This is a genomic window from Elstera sp. (assembly GCF_044372965.1).
Taxonomy (GTDB): domain Bacteria; phylum Pseudomonadota; class Alphaproteobacteria; order Elsterales; family Elsteraceae; genus Elstera.
In genome coordinates this window covers 1-2,567 of the sequence record NZ_JBILQX010000302.1, presented here as the reverse complement: position 1 = coordinate 2,567, position 2,567 = coordinate 1, and the positions used below count along the sequence as shown (strand labels likewise).

Annotated in this window: 3 protein-coding genes; all 3 read right to left on the bottom strand. The window is 65.6% G+C overall.

The window, feature by feature from the left end:
* A partial coding sequence (locus tag ACIQ36_RS19940) for an AsmA family protein (protein ID WP_395832620.1) occupies positions 1-1,068 on the bottom strand: 1,068 nt, incomplete at its 3' end.
* A 16-nt stretch (positions 1,069-1,084) separates the two neighbouring features.
* The gene (locus ACIQ36_RS19935) at positions 1,085-1,756 is read right to left on the bottom strand and encodes an HAD-IA family hydrolase (protein ID WP_395832618.1); all 672 of its coding nucleotides are present in this window, start codon (positions 1,754-1,756) and stop codon (positions 1,085-1,087) included.
* 4 nt (positions 1,757-1,760) lie between these two features.
* A partial coding sequence (locus ACIQ36_RS19930) for an RluA family pseudouridine synthase (protein ID WP_395832616.1) occupies positions 1,761-2,567 on the bottom strand: 807 nt, incomplete at its 5' end.

Sequence of the window (2,567 nt, the reverse complement as noted above, 5' to 3'; positions counted from 1 at the left end):
TCCGGCGAGATTGACGGTCCCCGTCGCCGTTGCTTCCGTCTTGCCCGTGGTCAGAACCGCGCGGGTAAGCGTGAGCTTGTCGGCGGCGAGCGCCGCCTGCGCCGTGAGGGTAAACTTCGGCAACTTGTCCGGCCAGTCCGCCGAGGCGATACCGAAGCCGGTGGCGGCTTTCTTCAAACTGGTTAGGCTTTCGCCCGAAAGCGTTAGCGTGCCGTCCGCTTGACCCTGCTGCTTGCCAAGGCCAAGCGTTCCCGCCGCTTCCAGATCCAGCCCCGCCACTTGGCCCTTCAGCTTCACCGGATAAGCGCCTTCGGCGGCAACCAGACTGGCGAGCGCGCCGATTTCCCCCGCAAGATCAAAGGGCGCATCATTCAACGCCGCCTTGATTGCCACGGGCACCGGCTTGCCACCATCGGGCAGAGCGAAGCCGAGCCGGTTAAGATCAAGCCGCTGTTGAGTTTTGCCGCTGCGGTAAACCACACGGCTATCGCTGACCAAAACTTCCTTCAAGATCGGCAGGTTTCCCGCTCCGCCGCCGCTTTTCGGGACCGACGGGGCGGCGCTGCCGCTCTGCGCGACCGCGGGGGACGGCTCGGGGCTAAACACCCAATTGCCTTGGCCCTTGGCGTCGGTCTCCAGCAGAATATCGGCTTTGCTGAGCGCCAGTTTTTCGACCTCAAGTCGCCCGCCCAGAATCAGCGGCACCAGCGCCACTTGCACTTCGAGCCGCCCGATCGTCGCCATTTGCGGGCGGGAGCCGCCGGGCATATTGGCGAGCGTAACGCCTTCCACCACCAAGGAGGGGGACAGCGAGCGCGTGAGGGTAATCGGCCCCGCCAGCGTCACCGCCCGGCCCGTCGCCGCTTGCAGTTCCGCCGCAATCCGGTCGCGGTGATCGTTGGGATCGACGAGGAAGAGAAGACCGCCGACGCCGACCACGACCAGCCCAACGCCGCCGCCCGCGATCAACAGCCCGGTTTTCAACCAGGAGCGTGGGGGCCGCGGCGGTTTCGGCGCGCTCGGCTCTTTTCGGGCGGGGCCGCTTAATACGGGGCGTTCGTCCATCATGGCCTTCTCCGTCCGGTTACGTCAGATAGGGGTCGAGATCGTCCCAGGATTTGAGAATAGCGCGCGCGCCCTCCGCCGTCAGCGCCTCTGGGGCGTGGTAGCCCCAGTCGACCCCCAGCGCCATCGCCCCCGCCGCCCGCGCCATTTGCATATCATAGACCGTATCGCCGATCATTAGCACCCGCGCCGGAACCGTTCCCGCTTCGGCGGCGGCCTGCCGGATCATCGTCGGATCGGGCTTGCCGGGGGCAGTATCGACCGTTTGATGGGTCACGAAATGCTTATGAAAGCCGTGGGTATCCAGAAATACCGAAACGCCCCGGTTGCTTTTGCCGGTGGCGACGCCCATCAAGCGTTCCTGCCGCAGCAGCCGATCCAACAGCGCTTGCGTGCCGGGATAGAGCGGGTCGGTCGGCGGCGGCGGGGTGGCGGTGCGGCGGGCGAGATAGGCTTCTTTATAGGTTTCGGCCACGGCATAAGGATCGACCTCGGCTAAGGCCGGGTCCTGCGCCAACAGCCGCGCCACCCCTTCGGCAAGCGCCAGCCCGACCGTATGGCGCACCGCCGCCGCGTCCGGGACCGGCAACCCATGCCGGGCGAAGGCCGCTTCCATGCAGGCGACAATCGTGTGCTGGCTATCGACCAGCGTGCCATCGACATCGAACAGAATGAGATCAATCGCCGCCATGCCCTTAGGCTCCCTTCGGGGCCGTAAAGCCGAAGTAGGCAAAGGTGGCCTTCATATGGGGCGGAATTGGGGCCGTGACTTCCAGAAAGCCGCCGCGCGGGTGCGGGACTTTCAGCCGCCGGGCGTGTAAATGCAGCGAGCGCATATACTCAACACCGTGAATGATCGCGTCCGCCCCGCCGTATTTGGCATCGCCCAAGATCGGCGTGCCGATGGCCGCGCAATGGACGCGGAGCTGATGAGTGCGCCCCGTGATCGGGCGCAGGCGCACGAGAGCCGCGCGCGAGGCGGCGAAATCCACCACTTCATACTCGGTAATCGCCTTCTGCCCCTCTTCCCCATCCACCGCCACGCGCTCACCCTGGGGGCTGCCCTTTTTGGCGAGGCTGAGGTTGATCGTGCCTTCATCGGGTACCGGCACGCGGGCAGTGACGGCCCAATAGATCTTCTCGGTTTCACGGTCTTTGAACGCGGCGGCAAGTTTGCTGGCAGCGAGGGCATTGCGCGCCAGCACGATAATACCGGAGGTGTCTTTGTCCAATCGATGCACGAGGCGCGGGCGTTCGTTCAACTCGAACTTCAGCGCGTCCAGCATGCCATCGAGATGCCGCGTCGTGCCCGTGCCGCCCTGGACCGCAAGGCCCGTCGGCTTGTTCAGCACGATCACGTCCTCGTCGCGGTGGAGCACCATCTGCTGCAAATCTTTGGCGACGTGCGGATCGATGGGGCGCGGCGGCGGCGGACCGTCGAGATCGCCTAGCGGGGGGACGCGGATGGTTTGGCCGGGCTCCAGCCGCTCCGAGCCTTCGAC

What these genes read in the sequence shown, in the direction of transcription:
- ACIQ36_RS19935 (WP_395832618.1), bottom strand. Translation starts at nt 1,756, where the DNA reads ATGGCGGCGATTGATCTCATTCTGTTCGATGTCGATGGCACGCTGGTC.